This window comes from Deltaproteobacteria bacterium (assembly GCA_016875225.1).
Taxonomy (GTDB): Bacteria; Myxococcota_A; UBA9160; order SZUA-336; family SZUA-336; genus VGRW01.
Map to the genome: position 1 here is coordinate 21,255 of VGRW01000028.1, position 18,193 is coordinate 39,447.

Annotated in this window: 18 protein-coding genes and 1 tRNA gene; 12 read left to right on the plus strand and 7 right to left on the minus strand. The window is 69.9% G+C overall.

Annotated features, from left to right (window positions below; genetic code table 11):
* The first annotated feature begins 4 nt into the window (after positions 1-4).
* The 3 genes from FJ108_09060 to FJ108_09070 are packed head-to-tail and all read left to right on the plus strand — an operon-like array spanning position 5 to position 5,848.
* Positions 5-1,792, plus strand: a complete 1,788-nt coding sequence (locus tag FJ108_09060; GenBank protein MBM4336049.1) for a DNA primase — start codon at positions 5-7, stop codon at positions 1,790-1,792.
* A gap of 39 nt (positions 1,793-1,831) precedes the next feature.
* Entirely contained in the window at positions 1,832-3,721 is a 1,890-nt protein-coding gene (rpoD, locus tag FJ108_09065; protein ID MBM4336050.1) for an RNA polymerase sigma factor RpoD, read from the plus strand.
* Positions 3,722-3,763: 42 nt separating this feature from the next.
* Positions 3,764-5,848 (plus strand): hypothetical protein, encoded by a 2,085-nt coding sequence (locus FJ108_09070; GenBank protein ID MBM4336051.1) that lies wholly within the window; start codon positions 3,764-3,766, stop codon positions 5,846-5,848.
* A gap of 8 nt (positions 5,849-5,856) precedes the next feature.
* Here the strand turns inward: FJ108_09070 and FJ108_09075 are convergent.
* Positions 5,857-5,933: transfer RNA gene (locus FJ108_09075), tRNA-Pro, on the minus strand.
* Positions 5,934-6,000: 67 nt separating this feature from the next.
* Between FJ108_09075 and FJ108_09080 the strand changes: the two genes are divergently transcribed.
* From FJ108_09080 to FJ108_09090, 3 genes are read left to right on the plus strand one after another with little or no spacing between them, the layout of a single operon-like run.
* Complete coding sequence (locus FJ108_09080) at positions 6,001-6,993, plus strand: cation transporter (protein MBM4336052.1); 993 nt, start codon at positions 6,001-6,003, stop codon at positions 6,991-6,993.
* 30 nt (positions 6,994-7,023) lie between these two features.
* Positions 7,024-8,319: a quinolinate synthase NadA gene (locus FJ108_09085; protein MBM4336053.1), complete on the plus strand. Its 1,296-nt coding sequence runs from the start codon at positions 7,024-7,026 to the stop codon at positions 8,317-8,319.
* The gene (locus FJ108_09090) at positions 8,316-8,996 is read left to right on the plus strand and encodes an HAD family hydrolase (protein ID MBM4336054.1); all 681 of its coding nucleotides are present in this window, start codon (positions 8,316-8,318) and stop codon (positions 8,994-8,996) included. Before FJ108_09085 ends, FJ108_09090 begins: the two co-directional genes overlap by 4 nt.
* On the opposite strand, the gene FJ108_09095 is transcribed toward FJ108_09090, so the two are convergent.
* Both FJ108_09095 and FJ108_09100 read right to left on the minus strand, forming a co-directional pair.
* The gene (locus tag FJ108_09095) at positions 8,970-9,410 is read right to left on the minus strand and encodes a hypothetical protein (GenBank protein MBM4336055.1); all 441 of its coding nucleotides are present in this window, start codon (positions 9,408-9,410) and stop codon (positions 8,970-8,972) included. The genes FJ108_09090 and FJ108_09095 overlap by 27 nt on opposite strands.
* Complete coding sequence (locus tag FJ108_09100; protein ID MBM4336056.1) at positions 9,407-10,288, minus strand: hypothetical protein; 882 nt, start codon at positions 10,286-10,288, stop codon at positions 9,407-9,409. Before FJ108_09100 ends, FJ108_09095 begins: the two co-directional genes overlap by 4 nt.
* Before the next feature lie 57 nt (positions 10,289-10,345).
* Between FJ108_09100 and FJ108_09105 the strand changes: the two genes are divergently transcribed.
* Complete coding sequence (locus FJ108_09105) at positions 10,346-10,921, plus strand: bifunctional nuclease family protein (GenBank protein MBM4336057.1); 576 nt, start codon at positions 10,346-10,348, stop codon at positions 10,919-10,921.
* A gap of 191 nt (positions 10,922-11,112) precedes the next feature.
* A complete protein-coding gene (locus tag FJ108_09110) occupies positions 11,113-11,358 on the plus strand; it encodes a hypothetical protein (GenBank protein MBM4336058.1) in 246 nt (81 codons plus the stop codon).
* Between the two features lie 15 nt (positions 11,359-11,373).
* Here FJ108_09110 and FJ108_09115 read toward each other — a convergent pair whose 3' ends face one another.
* Together FJ108_09115 and FJ108_09120 are read right to left on the minus strand one after the other, a co-directional pair.
* The gene (locus tag FJ108_09115) at positions 11,374-12,288 is read right to left on the minus strand and encodes a hypothetical protein (protein ID MBM4336059.1); all 915 of its coding nucleotides are present in this window, start codon (positions 12,286-12,288) and stop codon (positions 11,374-11,376) included.
* A 165-nt stretch (positions 12,289-12,453) separates the two neighbouring features.
* Entirely contained in the window at positions 12,454-12,708 is a 255-nt protein-coding gene (locus FJ108_09120) for a hypothetical protein (GenBank protein ID MBM4336060.1), read from the minus strand.
* A gap of 125 nt (positions 12,709-12,833) precedes the next feature.
* On the opposite strand from FJ108_09120, the gene greA reads away from it, so the two are divergent.
* The 4 genes from greA to FJ108_09140 are packed head-to-tail and all read left to right on the plus strand — an operon-like array spanning position 12,834 to position 17,661.
* A complete protein-coding gene (greA, locus tag FJ108_09125; GenBank protein MBM4336061.1) occupies positions 12,834-13,310 on the plus strand; it encodes a transcription elongation factor GreA in 477 nt (158 codons plus the stop codon).
* Positions 13,307-14,245: a thioredoxin-disulfide reductase gene (gene trxB / locus FJ108_09130; GenBank protein ID MBM4336062.1), complete on the plus strand. Its 939-nt coding sequence runs from the start codon at positions 13,307-13,309 to the stop codon at positions 14,243-14,245. The genes greA and trxB overlap by 4 nt, the downstream gene beginning before the upstream one ends.
* Before the next feature lie 4 nt (positions 14,246-14,249).
* Complete coding sequence (locus FJ108_09135) at positions 14,250-16,550, plus strand: hypothetical protein (GenBank protein MBM4336063.1); 2,301 nt, start codon at positions 14,250-14,252, stop codon at positions 16,548-16,550.
* 49 nt (positions 16,551-16,599) lie between these two features.
* On the plus strand, positions 16,600-17,661 hold the full coding sequence (locus tag FJ108_09140) for a response regulator (protein ID MBM4336064.1): 1,062 nt from the start codon (positions 16,600-16,602) through the stop codon (positions 17,659-17,661).
* Here FJ108_09140 and FJ108_09145 read toward each other — a convergent pair.
* A complete protein-coding gene (locus FJ108_09145) occupies positions 17,633-17,827 on the minus strand; it encodes a hypothetical protein (GenBank protein MBM4336065.1) in 195 nt (64 codons plus the stop codon). The genes FJ108_09140 and FJ108_09145 overlap by 29 nt on opposite strands.
* A 7-nt stretch (positions 17,828-17,834) precedes the next feature.
* Positions 17,835-18,179, minus strand: a complete 345-nt coding sequence (locus FJ108_09150; GenBank protein MBM4336066.1) for a ComF family protein — start codon at positions 18,177-18,179, stop codon at positions 17,835-17,837.
* Between the last annotated feature and the right edge of the window lie 14 nt (positions 18,180-18,193).

Sequence of the window (18,193 nt, forward strand, 5' to 3'; positions counted from 1 at the left end):
CGGAGTGGGCCGAATCCCCGAGAACGTCGTTTCGGAGATCCGCGACCGGGCTGACATCGTCGCGATCGTCGGCCGGCACGTGACGCTCAAGAAGGCGGGCAGCCGCTTCTGGGGGCTCTGTCCTTTCCACGACGAGAAGACCGCCTCGTTCCAGGTCCACGCCGACAAGCAGATCTTCTACTGCTTCGGCTGCGGCGCCGGGGGTGACGTGTTCGCATTCCGCATGCGCACGGAGGGCCTCGACTTCCCGGACGTGATTCGCGTGCTCGGGCGCGAGCTCGGGATCGCGGTTCCCGAAACCGGCGGTGGCGACGAAGGCCAGGTGGCGGCGGCATTCCGCGCGAACGAGGCCGCGGCCGCCTTCTTCCTCAACAGCCTGCGACGTCCGGAGGGAGAGGCCGCGCGGAAGTACCTCGCTGCGCGGGGCATCCCCGAGGATCTCGCCGAGCGATTCAGGATCGGCTGGGCGCCCGAAGGCTGGGACGGGCTCCTGCAGCACCTGCGCCGCTCGCGCATCTCGGTCGAAGAGGCCGAGCTCGCGGGTCTGATCGCCAGGCGCCCAAGCGGAGACGGCCACTACGATCGATTCCGCGCGCGGGTCGTCTTCCCGATCCTCGAGCCAACCGGTCAGGTCGCGGGCTTTGGCGGGCGGGGCCTCGGAGGCGAGCCGCCGAAGTACCTGAACACCCCCGAGACGCCCGTCTATAAGAAGAGCCGCGCGCTCTTCGGCGTGCCGCAGGCGCTCGAGGCGATCCGCGAGCGCGGGCGCGTGCTGGTCGTCGAGGGCTATTTCGACCTGCTCGCGCTGCACCGGGCGGGACTTCCCGAGGGCGTGGCTCCCTGCGGAACCGCCGTGACGCAGGCGCATGCCAGGCGAATTCGCCGCTACGCGACCGAAGTCGTGCTGCTCTTCGACGGGGACGTCGCAGGTCAGGCCGCTGCCGAGCGAGCGCTTCCCATCCTGCTCGCGGAGGGCCTTCGCGTGCGAGCGGCCTTCCTTCCGCTCGGCGAGGACCCCGACACGCTGGTCGCGAACTCGGGCGTCGCCGCGCTGCGCGCCTGCGTCGAGAGCGCGGTGCCGCTGCTCGACCACCTGATCGAGCGCGCGCTGAAGGAAGGCGCGGGCCATGCGTGGGCGGCGGCCGATACCGCGCGAAGTGTTGCGCCCCATCTGCGCGCGCTCTCGAACCCGGTGGAACGGGCCGCCTACGTGCGCCTGCTGTCGAGCCGGCTCGAGATCCCGCCAGCCGCCCTGGAAGAGGCGCTGCGTCAGGGCGCCGAACGCGAAGCTCCGCGGCCGGTGCCTGGCGCGGCAGCGACCGCGCGCGCGCCCCGACAGGAAGAGATCCCGCCGATCGCGCGCATGCTGATCGCCACGCTCGCCGCGCACCCCGAGACGCTCGAGCTCTTCGACGCGCTCGAATCCGACTGGCTCCCGAACGACGCCGGAGTGGAGCTGCTGGCCAAGCTGCAGGCCGCCTGCGCTTCGAGCGGTCGCAGCGGGGCGGCAAGTCTTCTGTCCCCGGACTCGCAGGAGCTCGCTGACGAGCAGAAGGCGCTCCTCGGGCGGATCATCGCCGAGGCCCCGCAGCTCGACTCGCGCAGCGCTGCGCGCAGCGTCTCCGACTGCCTCGCGAAGCTCGAGATCGCGAAGCTCACGGCGAGCAAGCGCGTGCTCGAGGAACGGCGTGGATCCTGCACGGATCCGGCCGAACAGAACGAGATCGACGAAGAGCTTCAGCGGATCACGTCCCGACGGCACGATCTGCAGAAGAAGGTGCGGCAGGTCTAACTTTTTCTTCCCTCGGATGCCCAAGGAGTTCCCCCCCAAATGGCACAACCCAAACTCCCCAAGACGAACACCCCGAAGCGCAACTCGCACGCACTCGTCGAGCAGACTGCCGCACCCGGCAAGGCGATACGCCGGAGTTCTGCCGCCCCGAGTTCCGGCGCGAAGCGCAACGGACGCTTCTCGACGCACAACGGTGTTGGAGACGGCTCCCACCCGCAGAGCTTCCGGCAGCTTCTGCGCAAGGGGAAGGAGAACGGTCACGTAGACGGCACCGAGCTCCTGCGCGTCCTCCCCGATCACGTGCTCGGCGCGCCAGAGAAGCTCGAAGAGGTGCTCGCGCTCTTCCGGCGCCATTCGGTCGCGGTTCGCGCCTGGCAGCCACCCGTGATGATGCGCAAGCCCGAGACCCGCAGGCGGCCGTCCTCGTCCGAGGAGTACGAGGGCTATCGCTCCAACGATCCGGTGCGCGTCTACCTGCGCGAGATGGGCGCGGTCTCGCTGCTCACGCGCGAGGGCGAGGTCGAGATCGCAAAGCGCATCGAGAGCGGCGAGAACTCGGCGCTGGCCGAGATCCTGAAGAGCCCCGTGGCGGTGGAGAAGCTGCTCGCGATGGGCGACGACATCCGCCGCGGCAAGCGCGAGGTGAAGGATCTGTTCCCGCAGATCGCCGAGGGCGAGACCGAGACGCTCGACGACAAGAAGCAGAAGCTGCTGGGAGTCCTGACTCAGCTTCGCCGCGCACAGGCCGACGTGCAGCGGCGCCTGCGCGTGCTCTCCAACCCGCGCACGAGCAAGGAGACGCGAGCGCGGCTCGAGGGTGAGATCGACGAGATCCGCATGCGCAACGCCCAGCGCATCCGCGAGACCGGAATGCTCAAGGAGTCGATCTACGTGCTCGCCGAGGAGCTGCACGGCTTCATCCGCAACCTGGAGGAGGAGTTCCGGCAGCTTCGCGCGATCGTGACGCCGTTCGGTGTCGCGGATCCGGAGGCGTTCCTGACGCTCGCGTCGCAATCGCGCCGCCGCTCGATCCCGGGCAAGAAGGCGCTGGCGAAGCTGGGGGGCAATGCCGAGGCGATCCTCGTCGCCGAAAAGGACGTGCAGGCCGGCCAGCGCCGGATCCAGACCATCGAGCACGAGGCCCGCTGCACGCTCGAAGAGACGCGCCACTCGCTGGTCGTCTTCGAGCGCGCGAAGGAGCGCGCGGGGCAGGCGAAGAGCGAGCTGATCGAGGCCAACCTCCGGCTGGTGGTCTCGATCGCCAAGAAGTACACGAACCGCGGGCTGCAGTTCCTGGATCTGATCCAGGAGGGCAACATCGGCCTGATGAAGGCCGTCGACAAGTTCGAGTACCAGCGCGGCTACAAATTCTCGACCTACGCGACCTGGTGGATCCGGCAGGCGATCACGCGCGCGATCGCCGACCAGGCGCGCACGATTCGCATCCCCGTGCACATGATCGAGACCATGAACAAGCTCGTGCGTGCGCAGCGCTATCTGGTGCAGAAGCTCGGTCGCGAGCCGATGCCTGAAGAGATCGCGCAAGAGATGGAGATGCCGCTCGAGAAGGTGCAGATGGTGCTCAAGATCGCCAAGGAGCCCATCTCCCTCGAGACGCCGATCGGAGAGGACGAGGACAGCCACCTCGGCGATTTCCTCGAGGACAAGAAGCGCCTCTCGATCACCGACGAGGTGATCCAGCGCAACCTGGCCGCGCACACGCGCAAGGTGCTCTCGACGCTGACGCCGCGCGAGGAGAAGGTGCTCAAGATGCGCTTCGGCATCGGCGAGCGCTCGAACCACACGCTCGAAGAGGTCGGCCAGGACTTCGCGGTCACGCGCGAACGCATCCGCCAGATCGAGGCCAAGGCGCTGCGCAAGCTGCGGCATCCGAGCCGGGCGAGGGTGCTGCGCGCGTTCGTCGACTGAACCGGGCATAAGCTCCAGGCGACTTTTCCCGAAGACTCCCGCATGAGAAGGGGATTCCTCGGGTTCGTCTGGGCGGGCGTGTGTCTCTGGCTCTGCGGCTGCGCGACGGTTCTGTCGCCGCTGCCCGCGCTTGCGCCGCTCTGGCGGCCTGCGCCGGCGCCGGGCGCGGCGGACGGGCTGCGAATCGAGCCGCGCAATTCGAGCGCGCGTCTGGGCGAGACGGCGACCCTTCGTGTCCTGGGCACGGGCGCGGCCGATGCCAGCTGTCAGCTCTCGGACGGGGAAGCGCTCGAGCTCGGCCCCGAGGGCATTCGATTGCCTTCGCCCGCCTTTGCCGCGCCCGTCTCCGTCCTGTGTCAGGCCGGCGAACTGCGCGCCGAGGCGCAGCTGACCTACACCGATTCGCGCACTCTTCCCGTGGCCGATCCGTACCAGGGCGGCGTGGTGCTGTTCAAGCTTCGCGAGCTTCCGGAGCCGTTCCGCGAGCCGGTCGCGCGAGCGGGCGTCGGCCTTCCGTCCCTCGACGCCAAGCTGCGCGCGCTCTCCGCGCTTGCGCTTCCCGCCTTCCCCTTCGATCGCACGGGCGCGCGCGATGCCGTCGGTCTCGGACTGTGGATCGCGATCGATCTGCCCGAGCAGACCAACTTCTACCAGGCCGTGAGCTGGCTGCGCGGCGACGCGAACGTATACCCGGAGAGCTACCTGCCCGCGGATGGCGCCTTCCTGCGCGTGCGGGCCGGCGCGGACTGGCCGACTGCGCTCGGCGAAGTGACTCGTATCGTCGATCCCGAGACCGATGCCTATCGCTCGAGTGTCTCGCGCGCGAGCTCGAATCGAGTCGCGGCGAATGCCGCGCCTGGCGAGCTCGTCGCGATCGGCGCTCCGCAGGTCTGGAGCGACGAGCAGGGCGACGGGGTCAGGCTGGCGGTGATCGACACGGGCATCGACGTGAACCACGCGGCTCTGGCGGGGAACCTGCTCGACAAGGCCTCGGAGCGCGACGGCGACGATCTCGACGGGAACGGAGTCCCGGGGGATCGCTTCGGCGCGAACCTTGCGCAGCTCGCGATCGCTCGCGACGGAGCGTCGGCCCGGCTCGCGCTCGGTGTCGTTGGCGACGTCACGGACTGGGACGGCGCCTCGGATCGCACCCGGCGGACCTGGGGCCACGGAACCGCTCTCGCCTCGCTCGCCGCCGGGGCTGGCGGCGCGGGCCTGCCGCTCGGCGTCGCGCCGCGCGCGCAGATCCTCGCGGTCGACGTGCAGGAGAATCCGCGAACGAGCCTCGCCCGCGACTCCGATCAGGATCCGCGAATGGCCGACTCCGAAGCGCTGCCCGCCGAGCTGCGCAGCTCGACCTGGGCGCGCGCGGCGGGAATCGCCTACGCGGTCGGCGAGCGTGCCCGCGTGCTGACCTGCGCGTGGCCCGGCGAGCGGCCGCACTGGATCCTGCACGACGCGCTGCTCTTCGCCGAGGACAACTGCGCGATCGCGATCTGCGGTCCGGGCGACGAGCCCGGCGAGAGCGGCGCGTACCCGTCGCACTGGCGCCAGTCCTGGCTGGAGCAGAACGGCGGCGGGACGGGGGTCGTCTGGGATCCGTGGCTCGACGCGGAGAGCAGCGACGTCCTGCTTCGCCCGCTCCGCGCGCTCGTCATCGCAGACGTGGCCGCGTCCGCAGAGCGCGCGCCGGACCTCTCGCTGCCGCAGCGCGTCCAGGTCGACGGTCAGATCTCCGCGGCCGTGTCGAACCCGCGCAACGACCGGTCCTCGATCGCGGACCGACGCGTCGCCCCGCACGCGGGCTCGCTTGCCGCCGTGGGCCTGACCGCGGGCGCAGCGCTTCTCGTCAGCGGCTCGCGCCCGGACCTCGAGCCCTGGGCGGTCCGCGAGTCCCTGGTGAGCGGCGCCTCGCTCACGACCGGCGCCCCGGCGCTCTCGGTGGCCGGGGCCATGGCCGCGACAGGCCGGCTCGAGAACGGCGTGTGTCGCGCGCTCCTGCGCCGCGAGCCGAGCCGCGAGGCCTCGCCGTGGCCGTCGATCCGGATCAAGACCAACGCCGATCGGCCGCTGCCCGGCGCCCCGCCCGCGAGCCCCGCACCCGAGGACACGAAGCGAGGCCGCTAGGAAAGATCTGGTCGGGGCGGCCGGATTTGAACCGGCGACCTCTTGGTCCCGAACCAAGCGCGCTACCAAGCTGCGCTACGCCCCGAAGCGCGCCGCAGCATAGCGCCCCCGGGCAGCGCCTGCTCGCTCGCCAGGGGCGCTATGGTGTCCGGGTGAGTTCGGTCGCAATCAGACGCGGGGATGCCGCCGTCCGCGCGGGGGTCGTCTCGCTGGTCGCGAGCGTCGCGATCCTGGGGATGAAGGCCGCCGCGTACCTGTCCACCGGCTCGGTCGCGCTTCTCGCGGACGCGGCGGAGTCGGTCGTGAACGTGATCGCGGCGGCGCTCGTGACCTATACGGTCGCGGTCTCGCGGCGCCCGCCGGACGCGGACCACCCGTACGGGCACGGCAAGGCAGAGACGCTCTCGGCGATGATCGAGGGCGCGATGATCTTCGCGGCGGCGCTGCTGATCGCGATCGAAGCGGTGCGCCGGATCGTGAGCGGCGCCGTGCTCGAGCACATCGGCACGGGCGTGGCGATCTCGGCGACTGCGGGGGTCGCCAATCTCGCGCTCGGCCTGTTCCTGCTCGGCGTGGCCCGGCGCGAGCACTCGCAGGCACTTCGCGCCGACGGCATCCACGTGCTGACCGACACCGTCACCACGGCCGCGGGAATCGCAGCGCTCGTGGTGGTGCAATTCACTGGCTACACCCTCCTGGATCCGATCGTGGCGCTGCTCGTCTCGGGGAACATCCTCTGGGCGGGCGGCGCGGTCGTGCGCCGCTCCCTCACCGGGCTTCTCGACGAGGCCGACTTCTCGCTCCTGGTCCGGCTCGCGCAGCGCATCGAGTCGGTGCGAAGGCCGGAGTGGTGCGACATCCATCAGCTGCGCAGCCGCGCGTCCGGACACCGCCACCACGTCGATCTGCACCTGGTCGTGCCGCGCTACTTCACCATGGAAGATGCGCACCGCAGCGGCGATCTTCTCGAGGCCGAGCTCCGGCGCGCCTTCGAGAGCGAGGCCGAGTTCATCGTCCACCTCGACCCGTGTCAGCCCGCTCACTGTAGCGGCTGCGCGGTGCGCGAATGCGAGCTGCGAACCGCGGCGCTCGAGAAGCCCGTCGAGTTTTCCGCCGACCATCTGACGCGAGCCGGCCAGATCTGACCCCGCTCTGCGCATGCTAGGTTTCCGGCCATGCCATCCCCCCGAAGCATGACCGTCCTTCCCGACGTGCCGATCTGCCAGACCGATCTTCCGCTCGACTGGTATCAGCCCGAGTTCAAGCCGTACGCCGAGGAGTACCTGGCGCTGCCGGACCGCCTGCCAGGCACGGTGCTGCCGTGGATGGACGGCTACATCGAGCGCGCGCGCGCGGCGCTGGGGCCCGAGCTGATCCTGCTCGCGCACTACTACATGGGCGGCGAGATCGTGAAGCTCGTCGAGCGCTACGGAGGGCTCGTCGCCGACTCCTATCAGCTGGCGCGCGAAGCCGTGCTCCACCCCGAGAAGCGGATCTTCGTCGAGTCGGCGGTGCACTTCATGGCGGAGTCGATCGCGCTCCTCGCGCGGCCAGACCAACAGGTCTTCATCACGAATCCGAAGTCCGGCTGCACCATGGAGATGATGGCCAAGGAGTTCATGCTGGCGCCTGCGTTCGAGAAACTCCGCGCGCGCTTCGGAGACGACCTGCTGGTGGTCGCGTACATGAACACCTCGGGGCGCGTGAAGGCGCTGGCCGGGCGCACGGGCGGAGCGGTGTGCACGAGCTCGAACGCCGCCGCGATCATGCGCTGGGCGCGCGCGCAGGGGCGGCGGATCTTCTTCGTTCCAGACCAGCACCTCGGGCGCAACGTCGCGGCGCGCGTCGGCATCGATCCGGCGCGGATCGCGCTGCTCCCGGCCGGGCACGAAGGCGCAGACGTCTCGGCCGCGCAGGTCGCGGCGCTGGACTCCGCGGAGCTGATCCTCTGGGGCGGCTTCTGCGGCGTGCACACGATCTTCAAGCCCGCGCACGTGGCCCACTGGCGCGCGCGCGGATACTCCGTCGTCGTGCACCCGGAGACGCCGAAGGAGGTCGTCGATCTGGCCGACGGTAGCGGCTCCACGAGCTGGCTCTGGTCGCACGTGATGAAGCTCGAGCCCGGGTCCCGCGTCGCGGTCGGCACGGAGGGTCACTTCGTGCGAAATCTTCGCGAGCAGTCGGCCGTTCGCGGCGTGAGCGTCGTCCACCTCGCCGACGTTCCCGACGAGCCCTTCGCCGGCTGCGGTTGCGCGACGATGTCGCGGAACGATCCGCCCCATCTCGTCGCGCTTCTCGATCTTCTGTCGCGAGGCCGTGTTCCCGACCTGAACCGGGTGCTGGCAGGTGACATGGTCGACGAGGTCAGCGGAGCGCGAGAGCGGCTCGACGCGGCGGGTCGCGAGCGCGTCGCGAGCGACGCGCGGCGGGCACTGGAGCGGATGATCGAGATCACCGAGGCTTCACAGTGAGCGGAGCGCGAGTCGGCGGATCCGCGCGCTTCCGCGCGGTGCTCTTCGATCTCGACGGAACGCTCACCGATCCGAAGCCTGGCATCACGCGCTCCGTGCAGTACGCGCTGCGCAAGCGCGGAATCGAGCCGCCCGACGCCGATCAGCTCGAGCCGTTCATCGGCCCGCCGCTCGCGCAATCGTTCAGCGAGCGGCTCGGCTTCGCTGCCGCGGAGGCCAAGCGCGCCGTCGACGACTACCGCGAGTACTTCTCGCGGCAAGGCCTGTACGAGAACTCGGTGTACGACGGGATCCCGGCTCTGCTTCGCGAGCTGCGCGAGTCGGGCCGGCGCGTCTGCCTGGCGACCTCCAAGCCCACCGTCTTCGCGGAGCGGATTCTCGAGCACTTCGATCTCGCCCGGCACTTCGATCTCGTCGTCGGCAGCCATCTCGACGGCACCCGGGTCGCGAAGGCCGAGATCATCGCCGCCGTGCTCGCGGGACTCGGCGGAGAGGCGGCCCGCCGCGCGGTGATGGTCGGAGATCGAGAGCACGACGTGCACGGCGCGCGATCGAACGGCATCGACTCGATCGCCGTCACCTACGGGTACGGAACGTGCGAGGAGCTGCAGGCGCCGTCACCGACGTCTCTGGCCGCGAGCGTCGGCGAGCTACGGCGCCTGCTGCTCGCCGTCTAGCTCCTCGCCCTCGAGCTTCTCGAGCTTCCGCTCGAGTTCCTCGAGCCGCTCCTCGCGGGTCTTCACGGTCTCGACCCGGGTCGCGGGCGTGATCTTCGCCAGTCCCGGCGGAAGCTCCGCACGGCTCACCGGGAACCAGTTGCCGTTCCAGGCGAACGCGAGATACCAGCGGTTCATCGCGAAGCGGTACCAGCACTCGCTCGCCTCGCAGTAGTGCAGCGTCGGGTCGAGCGCGGGCGCGGCCTGACAACCCTCCACGTCGGACGCCACGAGCTCCGGCGGCTGCTCCGCGACGAAGCGGTCGGGCACCGGGGTTGGCGCGGGCTCCGGCGGCTGCGGGTCGATGTGGAGCGTACCGAGGCAGCCGACCAGCAGCAGGCCCGCGGCGAGTCCAGCAAGCGCGCGACCGCTCATGGCCCCGCTTCACCTCTACCGGACGCGCCCGCGAGGCCGTGCTCGACGTGAGCGGCGCTCCTCTGCGCAGCGAAGCCACCCGCCTCGCTCGGACTCCGTCCGCTCGCGCGCGCGTACAGGTAGGCGGCGAGAAAGACGTCGCCGGCGCCGACCGGGAAGCGCCGCGGAACCCGTGGGGTCGCGATCTCGGTGACACCCGATCGTGTCACGACCAGCGCGCCGCGTTCGCCCCGCGTCACGAGAAGCTCGTCGAGTCCGTGCGCGCTACGAAAGGCCTCGAGGCTGCGATCCTCGAGCAGGACCGCGAGCTCCTCCTCGCTGGCCTTGGCGACGTTCACGTGGGCCAGGTGGTCCTTCAGCTCGGGATTCGCGGCGAGCCGCGTGCCGTGCTCGCCCGCCAGCCGCACGAGACCCTGCAGGTCGATCCCCGTGAAGCCCGAGAGGGTCGCGAGCGTCTCGGCGCGAATGTCGTCGCGGTGCAGCGGGCCGAGGTGGATCGCGTCGGCGCTGCGCCACGAAGCCGGCAGATCGTCCGGTCCGATCGGATCCGAAGTCGCGAGCAGGTCGTGGCGATCCTCGCTGCCGCTGTAGTCGTTCGCGTAGGTGGTGGTGGAAGCGCTCGGCAGAGCGCAGATCTCGACTCCCGCCGCGACGAGCGGAGCGAGCAGCTCCGCGGCGTCCGCCTCGCGCACGCGTGTGACCACTCGCGTGCGCGCGCGGAGCGCGGCGAACGCGCGACCCGCGTAGTGCACCACACCTCCGGGCGAGCTCTCGCTCCCCGCCTGGAGGTCACGGGTGATCGCACCCAGCACGAGTGCGGTGACGGTCCGCGCTTCTGCCATTGCCGCGAGCTTACACCGAAGATGGTGCGTGCTCATGCGCGCCGTCGTTCGTGATACGGTTCCGAACCGGGGGTAGACGCGGGAGGGCCGCAGTTGCCGAGCGGATCCGGTTCGAGCCGATCACACCTCCGCGTGCTCGCGTTCGCGACCTGCGTGGTGCTCGCGCCGGCGTGCCAGCCAGAGCTCGCGAGCGAAACGTTGCGCGCCGTGCACGTAGCGGGAGTCCGACTCGATCCGCGGACTTACACTCCCGTCGTGGACCTCGTCGAGGACGGCGATGCCGGGCGCAGCCTGCGCATCTGGATCGGCGAGTTCGAGGCGCAGTCGATCTCGAGCGCCCTCGAGCGCGAGCCGATCGTCCGGCCCAATCCTCACGATCTGTGGAAGGACTTGCTCGAGGGCCTCGAGGGGCGCGTCAGCCGCGCGCTCGTGACGGAGCTCCGCGAGGGCACGTTCTACGCGGTGATCGAGGTGGAATCGCGCGGGCGCTCGCTCTCGATCGACGCCCGTCCGAGCGACGCGATTGCCGTCGCGCTGCGCACGGGCGCGCCGGTGCTCGTGCGCGAGTCGCTGCTCGAGGGCTCTCCGGCGATCCCCGACGACGAGGGCGCGCTCGAGATCGAGTTTCGCGGTGATCCGCGCGAAACCCGTGAGTCGCCGAGCCTGTAGCGGAGTACTTGCGTCGAAAACGCCTGTGCAGCTGCGCTCCGGAGCTCCCCGGAGGGCGTATCTCCGCGATTCCTCGTCGGAAACGGCGTTGACTCCGGCGCTTTGCCGCTGGCATGATCGCTGCGCGCGACGGCTCCGGTCCGCCGTCGCCAACGCCGAGTCGAAGGGATCGCGCAGATGGACGTGTGCAGATGACGGGTCGAGAGATTGCGCTGGAGTTCACCGAGCTCTTCGACGACCTCGACTCCGCGGACATCAACACGATGCTCGCGAAGAACGTGAGCATGGACATGCTCGAGTTCTTCGCGTCGTACGGAGATCAGTTCGCCGACGAGTGCGCGCGCAAGGGACTCGAGCTCGATGACATGCGCGGCCGCCTGCCGAACCTGCTGATCATCGGATACATCATCCGCGTCCTCGAGGAGCGGCTGACCTAGGACGGGCGGTCCGATCTAGGGGTTGACCCCGGTCGCACGCCGCAGCTCCTCTTCCGTCGGCAGCCATTCGCCCAGGTCCTGCAGGAACGCTCCCCGCCAGGCGTTCGGGTGCGCGATCTGCTTGCCGCTCAGCGGATTGACATCTCCGAGCAGCACGACGTACGGCGACACTCCGGAGCTCTTCGCGAACGCGATCAGCGCCTGCTGCAGCGTCGTCCCGGGCGCGATCGTGATCTTCCCGCGCGGCATCTCTTCGACGATCTCGCCGCCCATCAGAATCTCGCGCGACGGATTCTTCATGTGGGAGTTCGCCCAGCGCGCGAACTCCGGCAGGCTGCCCTCGAACTCGCCCGCCAGGAGCTCCCCGTGAAGCAGGTCGCGCCCCGCGAGGCGGTGCAGGTAGTCCCGGCTCTCGATCACCGGCACGCCGTCTTCCATCTTCCACTTGAAGTGCCAGCGCTCGGGACCCCAGCCGGACTGCGCCAGCTCGTCCAGGTTCTCCACCAGCGGCAGCTTCTGCTCGCGCTGACTCGACAGGTTCAGGAATCCGCGCGTGTTCAGGATCACCGAGCGATCGAGCACCAGGAGCGGCACCTGGAGTCGCGCGGACGTGCTCGCCAGCGCGCCCACCGTCGACTCCAGGTTGAACACCTGGGGCCGGCGCGAGGTCGAGGTTCGCGGATACCGCACCTGGATCGTGGTGCCGACCACGGCCTTGCCCTGGGTCGGGTCGTTGATCACGTTCCCGGCCCGATACATCGTCCATCCCAGTCCCGAGGCCTGCGCGTACTGGAGCAGCACGTCCTTGACGCTGGCCTTCTCGGCGATCTCGAACTCGACCGTGGGAGGCTCGGGGTCACCGTACACCCGCTCGATCACCACGTAGCTGGTCGGGATCGTGACCAGGATGTAATTGATGAGGTCGGCCATCGTCCCCTTGAAGCTCGACTTCGGGAGCAACGGCAGGTCGATCGGAGTCTTCGCGGTCACGCTCAGGTTGCTGCGCACGTACAGCGTTCCGCTCGCGATCTCGTAGTCGATTCCGCCCGCGGCCTTCTTTAGCTCGCGCAGCGCGACGTCGACCGGGCCCGCCGGCTACTCGACGTCGACTCGGTACAGCCCGAGATCCGGCGTGTTGTCCTCGGTTCGGATTTCGTCGAGAACGAGCGGCAGCCCGGACTCGGCGGCAATCCGCTCGAGAGCCCAGGCGAGATCGACCCCCGCAAAGCGCATCGCCCGGATCGCGGTCGCGCCCGACGCGCTCGGCGGGGTCTCGGATCCACACGCGAGGGCGATCGCGGCAAGGCAACCCGCGAGCAGGGGAACGGCGAGGCGGCGTCTCTGGGTCATCGGCACGGTCTTCTCTCCTCGGCGAGGGATCGTGAGTCTACCGTGCAAACCGGCCCCCGTGAACCGACGCCATCGCGTTGACAGCGCTAGCGGGCCGACCCAACCTTGGGCGCGAGGAGCGCTGACTGGTCACGAAGGTGCACATGACCCGCGAGGGGCACGAGATGCTGTCGGAGGAGCTCCGGCGGCTGAAAGGCGTGGAGCGTCCTGCGATCTCGGACGCGATCCGGCGCGCCAGGGAGCACGGCGACATCTCCGAGAACGCGGAGTACGACGCGGCCAAGGACAAGCAGGGCATGATCGAAGCGCGAATCCGCCAGATCGAGGACCGGCTCGCGCGCGCCGAGGTCGTGGACGTCTCGGGCCAGCCGCCCGACCGGGTTCGATTCGGGACGACCGTCGTGCTCGAGGATCTAGACTCAGGAGACGAGCTGACCTATCGGATCGTCGGCGAGGACGAGGCCGACATCTCGAAGGGCCTGCTCTCGGTGACCAGCCCCGTGGCCCGGGCGTTGATCGGAAAACAGGTGGAAGACCAGGTGCAAGTCGTGGTGCCCAAGGGAAAGCGCTCCTACGAGATCCGCGAGATCCGCTTCTCGTGACGAAGCCCCTCGAACGGAGCAAGCTCGTGATCGTCGGCAGCGGGCCTGCGGGCTACACCGCCGCGATCTACGCCGCCCGCGCCGAGCTCGCGCCGCTGGTGGTCGGCGGCGCCGCCTTCGGCGGCCAGCTCATGATCACGACCGAGGTCGAGAACTACCCCGGCTTTCCCGAAGGCGTGCCCGGCCCGGAGCTGATGGAGCGGCTCCAGAAGCAGGCCGAGCGCTTCGGCGCGCGCGTGCTCTTCGAGGACGCGACCGCGATCGACTTCTCGCGGCGACCGTTCGGCGTCGAGACGGATTCGCGGCGGTTCGAAGCGGAGAGCGTGATCGTGGCGACGGGCGCGTCGGCGCGCTGGCTGGGTCTGGAGTCCGAGGCGAAGTACCTGAACCGCGGCGTCTCGGCGTGCGCGACCTGCGACGGCGCCCTCTACCGCGGCAAGGCGATCGCCGTCGTCGGCGGCGGCGACACCGCGATGGAGGAAGCCCTCTTCCTCACGCGCTTCGCCACGGTCGTGCACGTGATCCATCGCCGCGACGAGCTGCGCGCCAGCCGCATCATGCAGGAGCGCGCGCGCCGCAACGAGAAGATCCGCTTCGTCTTCGACACCGAGATCGCGGAGGTGCTCGGCGACGAACAGGCGGTGACGGGTCTCGCGCTGCGCAACGTGCGAAGCGGGGAGACCTCGCGGCTCGACGTCGGGGCGGTCTTCGTGGCGATCGGACACCAGCCCAACACCCAGCTGTTTCACGGCATCCTCGACATGGATGCCGCGGGCTACCTGCGCGTGCAGTCGGGCTCGTCGCGTACGAACATCCCGGGCGTCTTCGCCTGCGGCGACGCGATGGATCCGCATTATCGACAGGCGGTGACCGCCGCCGGCACGGGCTGCATGGCGGCCCTCGACGCGGAGCGCTGGCTCGCGGCGAACGAGTAGATCCTTGCGCGTCGAATTCGACCGCTACAGCCTCCGGGTCGACGGAAGGCGCCGGATCGTCCGCGCCGGCTCGCTGCACTACTTCCGACTGCCGGCGCGCGAGCTCTGGCGCGATCGGATCGCCAAGATGAAGGACGCGGGGCTGAATGCAGTCGACGTCTACTACCCGTGGAACTTCCACAGCGAGCGGCCCGGCGTCTACGACTTCGCGGATCTGCGCGACATCGATCACCTGCACGATCTGATCGAGGCGGCCGGCCTGTACCTGATCGCGCGCCCGGGGCCGTACATCTGCGCCGAGGTCGACCTCGGCGGCCTTCCCGCCTGGCTGCTGCGCGATCCAGACCTGGCGCTGCGCTGTCGCCGGCCCGCGGGCTTCGCGTACTCGGCCCCGTACATGGCGGCGGTGCGCGAGTGGTTCGGCGCGGTGGTGCCGCGCATCGCCTCGCGCTCGAACCTGCTGCTGTTCCAGATCGAGAACGAGTTCTCGGTGCCCTCGCACGTAGCGATGCTCTCTAGCCCGATCGCGGACCTGTTGATCCGCTGGCTGGGAGCGAAGCGGCTCGCGCGGCTCGCGAGCTCGCCGTGGCTGCGGCGGCGCGCGCTCTCGGCGGCGCTCCCGAGCGATTCCGACGACGAGCTCGGCCAGCGCAACTCGTACATGCGCGAGCTCTACGAGCTCTCGCGGCGGCTCGGCGTCGGCGTTCCGATCTTCCACAACGACGTGGCCGCGCTCTCGGGGCGCCAGCTCGACGTCGATCTGCTGGCGATCGACCGCTACCCGATCACGCGCTTCGACGACGACTGGCGCTCGCGACCGGACACGTTCGACGACTTCGCGATCGACGAGGACGCGCTCGACGCGCACGGTCGCCTCGCGAACCCGGTCTTCTATCCCGAGCTCCAGGCCGGCTGGTACGACGGCTGGGGCGGAGTCGGCTACGCGCAGCTTCGCGAGCGGCTCGGCGCCGACTCGATCGACGCCACCACGAAAGCGGCGCTCGCCTCGCGCGGCACGCTCTGGAACTACTACGTCTACTGCGGCGGGGTGACGTTCGGGTATCTCGCGAGTCCCGACGTGTACAGCTCCTACGACTACGGCGCGCCGATCGCGGAGTCGGGCGCGATCGATTCGCGGCACGACGCGGTGCGGAGCCTGAATCGGTTCCTGCTCGAGCACGAGGAGGATCTCGCGGCGACCGATCCGGATCCGGCGCCCGAGCGCCTCTGCCCGCAGCACTTCCGCACGCGAATCGGCGCGCGGCGGCTCTACGTGTTCCTGCGCAATCCGACACGTGATCGTGTCAGCCTGAAGCTCCCCGAGGCCGAACGCGACTGGCTCGCCCCCTGGGAGACGCAGATCCGTGTCTACGACGCGACGACGCGCGAGCTGGTGGCCGTGAGCCCGGAGCTGCCCGGCGCCACTTCCGTCGCGCCCTCGCTTCCGCCGCTCCTGCCGCGGCTGGAATCCTTTCGCTTCTCGAACGCGAGCCCGCAGCTCGCGCCCGGGTACGACGATTCGTCCTGGGCGGAGATACCGGCGCGCGCGCTCGCCGAGGGCCGGATCGACCTGGATGCGCTCGGACTGCACTACGGCTGCGTCTGGTACCGCGGCACCTTCGAGGGGCGGCTCGACCGGCTGGTGCTCGACGCGCGCCACCTCTACTCGGTCTGGATCGACGGCGCGCTCGTCGCGTCAGGAGCGCAGCTCCGCAACACGCTCGGCGTCGGCGCCGACGGCGCTCGCGCCCGCTCGATCGATCTGCGCCGGGCGTTCCGAGCCGAGTCCGGCCCGCACGTGATCGTGATCCTGGTCGAGAGCCTGGGCCACAACAAGGGCTTCGCCGACGACTTCCGCAATCCGCGCGGAATCGCCTCGCTCGACACCGGCGCGTCGCGCGTGCGCTGGCGCTTCCGCGGCGGGCTCGTTCTCGGCGAGCGCGGAATCACGCCGCGCGTCGATTTCGCGCGCATCGAGCGCGGTGGCGAGACGGAGGTCGTGCTGCCCCACGGCTGGGCCGGCGCGCCCGAGGGCGTGGGCGTGTACGAGACGAGCTTCCGGCTCCAGGGCATCGACCCCGAGCGCACCTCGCTCGGGCTCGGCTTCGATCCCGGCCGCGGCCGCGCGAATCTGTACTTGAACGGCTGGCTGATCGGCCGCGCGTGGTTCGAGCGCGGGCCGCAGCGGCGCTTCTGGCTGCCGTGGGGACTGCTCTCGCCCGACCGGGAGAACCAGCTCGCGATCACCGTCTGGAAGCGCGACGCGCGCGCGTCGCTGGGCAAGCTCAGGCTCGAGCCGATCTAGCGGGTTGACGCGTTGCGGCGCACGCTTCGCGCGCGGTAGACTGCCGCCGATGCCGCTGGACAGGGCGATCCTCGAGCGCCTGATCGAGGTATCTCCCGACATCGTGGTCGCGACCGCCGCCGACGGCACGGTCCAGTACTACAACGATGGTGCACGGGAGAACCTCGGCTATTCCCGCCTCGAGATCATCGGGCGGTACGTCGTCGAGCTCTATCCGTCGCTCGAAGAGGCGCGCCGCGTGATGGCGGCGATGCGCAGCACCGAGCACGGCGGACCGGGTCGCGTCGTCAACTTCCCCACCACCTTCGTCGCCAAGGACGGCCACGAGATCGACGTCTCGATCTCGGGCGTGATCGTGTACGACGCGAGCGAGGTGGAGCAGGGGACGATCGGCTTTGCGAAGGACGTCTCCGAGATCAAACGCCGCGACCAGCTCGCGGTGCTCGGCGAGGTCGCGATCGGCCTCTCGCACGAGATCAACAACCCGCTCACCGTGATCGAGAGCCAGATCTCGCTGCTCGAGCGGCACCTGCGCGCGAAGGGAGAGGTCGGCGAGGTCGAGCGCGTGGCCAGGATCCGCACGGAGATCCGCCGGATCGAGGCCAATCTCCGGCGTCTGAACGAGATGGCGCAGCAGGAGAGCTACGCGAGCACCGAGTATCTCGGCCGGGCGCGGATGATCGATCTCTCCGCCCGGCCCGAAGCCGCTCCGCTCGCGCTCGAGGCCCGCAAGATCCTGGTCGTGGACGACGATCCGGCCGTGCGTGAATCGGTGAGCGAGATCCTCGCTGCCGAAGGAGCGCAGGTCGCTCTGGTCGGCAACGGCCGCGAGGCGATCGAACGGATGCGCCGCGAGCGCTTCGACCTGGTTCTCTCGGACGTCGTGATGCCCGAGATGGACGGCTACGAGCTATTCCAAGCCGCGCGCCGCGAGGCGCCCGACACGCCCGTGGTCCTGATGACGGCCTTCTATTACGACCAGGACCACGTGATCAAGCGCAGCCGACTGGAGGGGCTCGACGGCGTGCTGTTCAAGAAGCCGGTGAACCCCGAGCGCCTGGTGAAGACGCTCGCCGAGCTGATCACGCGGGCTCGGCCTCGTCCTTCTTGACGTTGTAGAGCTTGCCGTCGCCGGACTTGGCGAGCCAGGCGCTCTCCCACTCCTGGAGCACGGTGAACTCGTCGCCCGCCGAGAACTGCTCCTCGGAGACGTCCTCGCCGAGGTTTGCCTGGTGCTTGTAGGTGACGCTGCGCTTGAGCTTGATTGTGTCGGCCATGCCGGCTTTATAGCAGAGGCGCGGCCGGGGCTTCCACGGCGGGCGTGCCCGCCGCCGCGGCGAGCGTGATCCGCCGCGCGCCGCTCACACGGCGCAGGCTGCGCGCGGCCTCGATCAGCGTCGCGCCGGTCGTGGCGACGTCGTCGAGCAGCAGCACGCGCAGCCCCGCGAGCTCCCCGGGCCGCGCGCGAAAGCTCGCGGCCACGTTCGCGCGGCGCGCGGCGATCGAGAGCCCCGTCTGAGGCGGCGTTCTGCGTGCGCGCGCCAGCGCCTTGCCGGCGACCCGGGCCCCTGTCGCGCGCGCGAGCGCTCGGGCTAGGCTGAAGACAGGGTCGCTACCCTCGCTGCGCACCCGCGAGACGTGGC